Here is an 8,130-nt window from a genome sequence, read left to right on the forward strand (position 1 = left end):
CCGTGTTGGCTGTCAAGCCATGAACAGTCGTGACGTTGACACCAGGACTGACCATAACGCCAGTAATCGCATCGCCGGCGAGTACTATCGATAGTGACGTACCTGCTGCTACCTGCTGAAGCGCGACCCAGTTCTCAGGGCTCGGGTTTCCCGACCAGGCTATTAGCGTCCCTCCACCCATAGGGACTGAGCATGCCAAGCGGGCGATCGCTAGCGGCCGTCTCCATGAAATGATGCGCGTGCCATTCGCCCCTGATGCGACTTGGAGCTGAAGTGGGCGTGTCTGAGTTTGCACTGGAAACGTGGTCGCTTGTGGACGGCGCCACACCGTGAACGGACCTGTAGGTAGGCCAATCTCAGGGGCGGTGCTCCAATGCAGATGTGTACCGTGTTCCAAGACGCCCGCGTTCGTCGCCTTGTTCGGCAGTGCTAGCGTCTGCGGCTCCACGGTGAAGGATTCGCTGGGAACAGCCGCTCGGCTGGCTTGCCCGGCATTAGCTCGCAACTGCAGGATGAAAGTCCAGTCTATATCCCCTGCTTCCACAGAAAAGTCGCCGGGATCAGCTTGGCGTTGCCCTACTGCTTCTGGCATGTCATTCCTCCCACGGAGCCTGATGAAGCGTCAGGTCCACAATATTGAGTGGATCGGCTTCGTCCTCGACAACACCGTGCAGTACCTCGATGTCTTGTCGAACAAGTGCGACCTGCACTCGGTGACCTCTGCTTCCAGGCGTGAGCACGATTAACGCTCGTTGCCCGCCCGGCGCAACGATGATTTCTCGGACGCGGTCCACGGTGTCTGCACCCTCTTCAAGACGTAACCAGGGCACCGCTCGAGGCTCCCACCAATCGCGTGTTTCGTCTTCGCCGGGGAACTGTTCGGAGACCAACTGCGGTAGAGTCCACAATCGCTCCATCGGTTCGGGTGCGCTGATCAGAATCCCCACCGGCTGCGGGATTCCATCGCCGACCTGCTCCCACAGAACCACGATCTCTGGTCGCTCCGGAACAGGCATGGGATCAAGACCCGCCGCGCGCAAAGCATCGTCGAACTGCGCTCCCTGGGGCACCACTGTATTGAACTGGGCTGCGAAGGCGGCCACTCTGCCTTCTTCGATCCAACGATGCGAATCGAGTGTCGAGGCAATTGCAGCGGCAAAGGAACGCAGTAGCGGATATGCGCCAGTTGTAAACGCAACGCTGTGTATAACCGAGCTATTTTGCGCGTCGGCGTCTACCTCTTCGACCGCTGGTGTTGCTTCGATCTCAAGAATATAGTCAGTGAATGGGTCGAGCGGTACGTTCAAGGAGACCGATACACTACGAACCCGCTCGTCATTCGATGCGACACACGATCCATCAAGCAACCGCTCGACCGTCTCTTCGAAAGGTGTAACGATGAGTGGCGGCAGCTCGGCCATTTCCCCTGAACCCAGAGGTATAGGTTCTGCATGGCGGAAAGACGCAGCTTTGATCCGGATCTGCAGGTTTCGGTCGCCTCTTTCATAGAGGTCCATCACTTGTGGCGTCGAGAACACCAATCGCAGCGCTTCGCTGCCAAAGACGTGCTGCTCGCGATTGTTGGGCAGCGTGAAGTGCATGTACTGGTCCAGCTTTTTGGGTGGCGCCAGCTCTGTGCGGAACCAGAAGGTCGCTGGATCAGCCGGTACTGGGTCATCGTCCTCACCCTGGACTTGTCGAGTCCACTCGATTTGTACACCGTAGGTTGAGTCGTATTCAAGCAAGGCCTGGCCACCGCCATCGAGCTGAAGATAGCGACTGATGGCCTCCTGATCCTGCTGGACTTGCTGGGCGTCGTAATCCTCGCGCAGTGCCTCACCCATGCGGGTGAGTTCGAAACACAGCACATTGAAGAGCCGTTCTTCGAAGCTCATCGCCATCGCGATTGTGCTTGTGGCCTGACCAGACTGCAGTCCGATTTCGACCATGTGAGCATGTGGCAGGTTCGGGAGCTCTATGAGAAACAACTCCGTCGACACAGATGACGCAGACGTGTACGCAACTGCATGGGCGACGTCGACGAACCAGGGGCCCTCTTCATCGATCCACAACGGCGGCAGTTGACCTATGGAGACAACATGTTCCTGCGTGATTGCTACGCGTTCGATTTCCAGTCCTGCTGCATCAAGCACCCGCACGACCAGCCCGGTCACGAGAGTACCGACAATTGGCTGGCGAATGAGAAACCGCCCGCTGACAATGGGACCGCATTCAATCCGGATCGCATCGAACAGGTCGCTAGGCTCGAACCCCGAATTTTCCCAGGCCTCCGTGATTTCTTCCGCGCGTGTCTGATCGCCAAAGGGCACGACTCTGTTTATCGTATTTGCAAATTCCACATCAAGCATCGGGGCTGAGAGAACTCGAGCGTCACACAGATCGGCATCATTCCGACTCGTGTGGTCTCGCTCGGGATTAGCGATCAGGTCGCCCGTTGCTGCCGCTCGCATGAAGCTGGCACGATCAATTGCGATCCCGGCATCAAGTCCTGCAAATGCTTCTGCCACGGCCCTTGGAGTTGCCGCGAGCGTTCGAGTGGGGCGGCCACGCGCAAAATTTTCGGCGGACTGTCTAAACCCATCGGGGCTCTGATCTGAGGCCGGTGTAAACCTGCCTTGTACCGCACATGGTACTGCTGTGCCCTGGATTGTGGCGCCGTGGATACCGCGCCAGTCATCGATTTCAGGGTTGCCTGAGCGCCACGCCTCAAAGACGTGCATGGTCAGGTCAGGATCCTCGGACCGGACTGTTTCATTCGGGTCCGGCCAGGCCACGCCGTCGACCATCCAACCGGCTTCTGAGTTACCGAGCCTCTCGCGATGAAACGACCACAGCACAGGTGCAGCAGGCGCCGCAGGGTAACAGACCGTGCCCCAGCGATCGGTGACCTTTCGACGCAAGAACTCGCTGCGCTCGATCGCGGCCGGTGTTGGATCGGGCGACCATGTGAACAATGCAAGCTGCAGTGCATCGGCCCGATCGAGAACCGGGTTGTTGCTCCACCACGCGACCGGGATTTCACCGTTACCGAGACCGCCCTGACCAACCAGGGTGACCGCAGTGATGTTGTAGCGAACTCGACGGTCGCCCAACTGGATCCAACCGCCAGCGGTATGCCCTGGAGAATCCGCTATCGATTGACCAAGAACCGCCTGATCGCTGACACTTGCCGCGGCACTGAGCCCAAAGGCCAGAATAGCGTCTACCGGAACACGTGGATGCTCCTGGTCTTCGAAGTCCGCGTCCGAAGGCGCCTCTTCCTGCAGGATTCCCTGGGCGAGCACGGCGTCGATGGCTTGGCCAGCACCAGTTCCCGAAACAAGTGCAGGCCCTCGGCTGACGATGGCCATCTTCTCGATTAGCGGCGGCGCGTCAAGCGCGTCGTTTTCGGTTCCAATGCTGAAATCCAGGCACGCTTTGAGCTTGCGTCGGCGGGTGATTCTTACTTCGGCACAGATGTCCCCACTGACTCTGGCTGTCTCTTCGCCGGTTTCTGGATCGGATCCCATGATGAGATCCAGAGATGCCGAGGCCGACACCGAAAAGACAAGGAACCGCACCTGGCCACGGATGAAGAACGTACCCTCGAGACGGAATGGATCAAACTCGACGAGCGCTTTGAATCCCCCGGCAACCGAGGCATACACCTTGATCTCCTTGTTGCCCCAGATCAGCTCGACATGCAGACCCATGCCAATGGCGAACCCGGTGGCTGGTACCAGACCCTCGAGCGCCAGACCATCACCCTTGAGCATCAAGAAGCCAGAGCCATCAAAGGCACTGATGACTCGAGCAATCACGGGATCGTCCTCTGAGCCGAGGTAGAGATGCCAGTCATCGGGATTCTTGAGGTCAAAAAATGCCTCAATCGGAACTCGGATTCGGAGCAGTGGTTCAACGCCGTACTCAAGCACCAGACCAATAGTCAAGGTGCCACGACCCACGTCGAGGTCGATCACGGCCAGCACGCTGCCAGCCGCCTGGTCGACTCCTTCGACAACCGGTGGCGGTGTCAGAACGGCAGCCTTCATCATCATGAGGATGCGAGGACCGGGTAGTTCGAGCAGGAAGACACCCTTGAGGTTAAAGGCAGTTCCGCCTTCGAGAGTACCGAGCACAGCCCCCAGCCCGAACGCCCATGTGTCGATCTGCGGAGTCCAGAAATGAGTGTTCGGTTGGTTGGGGTCAGACAACCGGGTCGGATTACCTCCGGTGGCTTCGAGCCATGCAAGAGCGGGTGTTGCATCGCTCTCGAAGTCGCTCTCGTTTCGACCATAGTGCATCGCAAACAGTCCGAGCAGACCCAGGAGTCCCAGGCCAGAGCTGCCAAGCGGAATAGCGACAGGGAAAGAGACTTCGACACTAACGATGACTCCGGTGGCTGGCCCGCCGGGGGTGTCTTCGGGAAACTGGGCAATCGCCATTTCAGCGCGGATGCGGAGTCCTACCGGGATGATTGTCAGGTCGAGACCGCCGCGAATCTCCCGTACCGGACCATCGTCGGTCTCGACCACGCCGATCTCGAGATAGCCGTTTGCACGGATCGCTCCGGGGATGTCGATCGACGCCGCCAGGGCGGTGAGTTCGGGTCTGGCGATTGGCGCTATCGGCAGCCGTAGACGCGCGCGCTCGACAGCAATCACACCCAGATCCACCGAGAACCCCAGGTCGATCTCGAAGTTCAGCGGATTGGTTCTTGCCATGCGGGCACCAAGAACCTTGAGGATGCGCCCCAATGGTTCGCCAACCCGAATACCGCCGGGCCCGGCCAGGTCCAGGGAGTAGCCCCTGGACGAGTCAAAGACTGGCCGGAACTGGAACCGACCTTCCGGTGGTGTGTATCCAAGCCGCAGACCGAGTGCCTTGTAACGCACCACCAATGCCGTTTCGGGCGGAATAGTCAGAAGTTCGCTTCCGGCAAGTTCGACACTGGCAGAGATTGCCGTCTCGATATCGAAGAGCAGATTGATTTCGGGGCCACTCGATCGGTGGCGCACAATGGCTTCGGCGCCGTACACGATTACGCGTTCCACTGCCAGGATGTTGCTGTTGGCCAGGCCCGTGAGCACGCCTACGAGGGCGCCTTGGGCGACCAGGGGGGCGATATCACCATTGAGAGGATTCGCCGGTGCGATTTCAGCCAACACAGGCCCCATTACCGTTGTCATGCCGAGCAGGTTTCGGGCTCGCCGCCGTAGTTCATCTTCCTCAACGGCAGGATCAACCGGGACGGTTCTCAGCAGGCCATCGACATCGGCCGGGTCAGCGCCTACAAGTGCGCTGACGATCCATTCGCCGGTGGCGTCGTCCACCTGCACTACAACCCGATAGGCAGTAATCCCATCGGAAGGGTTGTTACCCAGACCTTCGAGAGGAATCTCGAGTTGCTCGCCGTCGGGGCTGTTAAGCTGCTCCTCGATAGCGGTCTGGAAATCGACCTCGCCCGACAACTCGATCGCGACGAATGCGTCCTGGACGATGCGCACCTTGAGCGCAATCGAACGAAACCAGGCCGGTGGCGCAGGGTCAGCCGGGGGCTCGACATCGGCCGGTATAGGCACAGGCGCAGTTTCCGTACGGGTCAAGGTTGCGTCGGTATTGACGACGATCTCGCCAGCCACAGCGGTGACAGTAGCTGCTGCACTCCAATGCTGGCTGGACGCAGGGTCATTCTGGCTCTGCCAATCGCTATTCCAGTCGTCCGGGAATGCGCCGTTCAGGTCGGGCGGTTCGATCTCGAACTCAAAAAAGGCACTGGGAAACCGGGCCCGGATCAGCTCCTGAAGCGCTATGGCTCGACGACGAGCTAGCGCGTAGTTTCCAAGCACCTTGTTGCCATCGTGCTGCCCCTCATAAGACGCATGGCCGGTGATCGTTATGGGTTCGCCGGGGTCAAGTGCTTCGAAGGTCTCGATCCGGGCATCGATGGCGTTCGACGGACCGTCACTCCAGGCCGAGTACTGGCCATCGTCCAGAGCATGGGTGGCGTTGGTGTTCGGTGGGTACAGCACCCAATCGGCCAGATCGGTAACTTGCTCGCCGGGCTGGTTGTAGCGAAAGAACACCGAAATCGGCACTGACTGCGCGTGTACCGTCGTTGAGCGAGCGCTTACATCGATCGTCTGGCCAGGTGCGAGATCAAAAGTCAGAACCCCGCCGGCCACAGCTGACTCGACACCCGGCGAGTGTACTTGCCATTCCACTTCATCATTCGGCGGGCGTAGCGCCAGGCTAACCTGTGTGGCTGAGTAGCCAACAATGACGATTTCAGGACGCGCGACTTCGCTCCCGTTGCGGATCGTAGACTGGGTCACGATCGATGGTGATCGTGCATTACCACCGGCTGGTCGCACCGCTGGCGACGTGCGGTGGTGGACGTTGATTTCAAGCGATTCGGAAGCTGTTGTGGGACGACTGTCGGTTGCTTCAATGGTGATTCTGTGTTCCGGATCAGGCGTGAGTTCAACGTCGAAGACACGTGATGCCAACTCGTCGATAGCGAAGCTGGCATCGACTGCGATGGTGTATGGCGGAAGACCTCCGGTGACATCGACAACCATTTGGGTGAACATGGGAATCGATGCTGTAGCCAGTTGGCTGTCTTCCGCCAAGCGTTCGATCGGGTGAACAACACCTTCACGATCGACAAAGCGGGCGCTGATTGTCAGGTCGTCGCCGCCTTGGTCAATGACTGTCAGATCGAAATCGCCGCTGATGCCGTTCTGCGGGCCGAAACCAATCAACAGGTTGTGTGCTCCGGCTGATACAGAAAAGTCCTCGAGCCCGTTTGGCGCTACAAACAACCGAAGGTCGGGCAAGAACAGCCCCGTCCAGGCCTCGTCGTGTCCGAACTGGGCTAGCACCTCAGGGGGTGTACTCTGGTTCGAGAGGTCGAGCACCGCACGCACGAATCCAATGCCCACCGTTTCACCGCGCCCGATGAACGCGTACGGCGGTGTCATCCTGATAAGCTCGGCCACTGCCAGATCGCCAGGATCATCCAGTCCGGTCGCGCCGAACGACTCCATTGAGACAATCAGGGAGTCACCGATGTTCGGCCCCTGCGCGAAATGGAGTTTGAATCTCGGCAGTGTGATCGCAACACTGTCGTCGCCGCTGATGGGCAACAGGGTTCCGTTGGACTGAAGTTCGGCGCCATGCAGAAATGGCGGTCGCAACACCGCGCCGGTAATCACCAGGTTGAGACTGAACGTCGTGTTCGGGTAGTCGGAGTGCGTTGGCGGCACCGATGGTGCTATCGGACTGGCGTCAAGTCCATTGAGCACGGCTATCGTATCAGCATCGTTGGTGGCATCGAGGCCACTGGCTGCAGAGTCAACGATCGCCGACGCTTCCCGGGTCACATGCAATTCGAAGGCGACGTTGGAGTCGAGAATATCTATCCACGGCTTGCGTTGATTTGGCTGATCCCGGGGGTGGCCCTCTATATTCTGCGCGTTTACACCGAAGGTGCCAGTGGCGGGGTCAAAGAAGGCTCCCAGATTGCCTGAGAAGTTGGCGACACCGCGAACAACGACTCCCTCATCCGAGATGGCTTCGTCGTACTCCTGCACAAAAATAGCAGAAACGGCTGCATGGATGGGTCCCAGTGGGGCTCCGCGCAGGACATAGGGCACGATCAAGTCGTAAAGAGCCAAATCCCATTGCATTCAACACCTGCCCCGCTTCCACGTCTACAGTGTATTGGAAATATAGTTTTCGTTCGCTTTTCTCGATGTGTGCGTAATCGTTGATTGGTCGATCGCGTCGCGTCAAGCCAAGCGTTCAATTCATGATAGAGAAAGCGGTGGTCAATTAATCCTGTTCACATCAGTCAATTGGCTAGGAAATTAACTGCTTTTTTGATTATCCGTTTTATAATGTTATTTCTACTGGTATATTTTACAGTTGTAAAATACTGTTTGTACCGTCCATTCATACTTTAGGATCAATAATGTAAAGCGAATTTTCACTACTCGAAGCTCGATTAACCTCAATGCGACATAACGCGGGTGCATAAGCAAGAGAAAAAGAGGTACGAGAAGGGCCTATTGCAGTGATATTGTGGAGTTGCGACACACCAAAACAGCAGCCACAAGAGGCCACTTC

1 protein-coding gene is annotated in these 8,130 nt (G+C 58.1%); it reads right to left on the reverse strand.

Annotated elements, in window-relative coordinates:
• Positions 1–593: 593 nt before the first annotated feature.
• The gene (locus tag ACUNV4_RS29710; protein ID WP_430882305.1) at positions 594–7,691 is read right to left on the reverse strand and encodes a hypothetical protein; all 7,098 of its coding nucleotides are present in this window, start codon (positions 7,689–7,691) and stop codon (positions 594–596) included.
• Positions 7,692–8,130: the final 439 nt, after the last annotated feature.

The organism is Granulosicoccus sp. 3-233 (assembly GCF_052681095.1).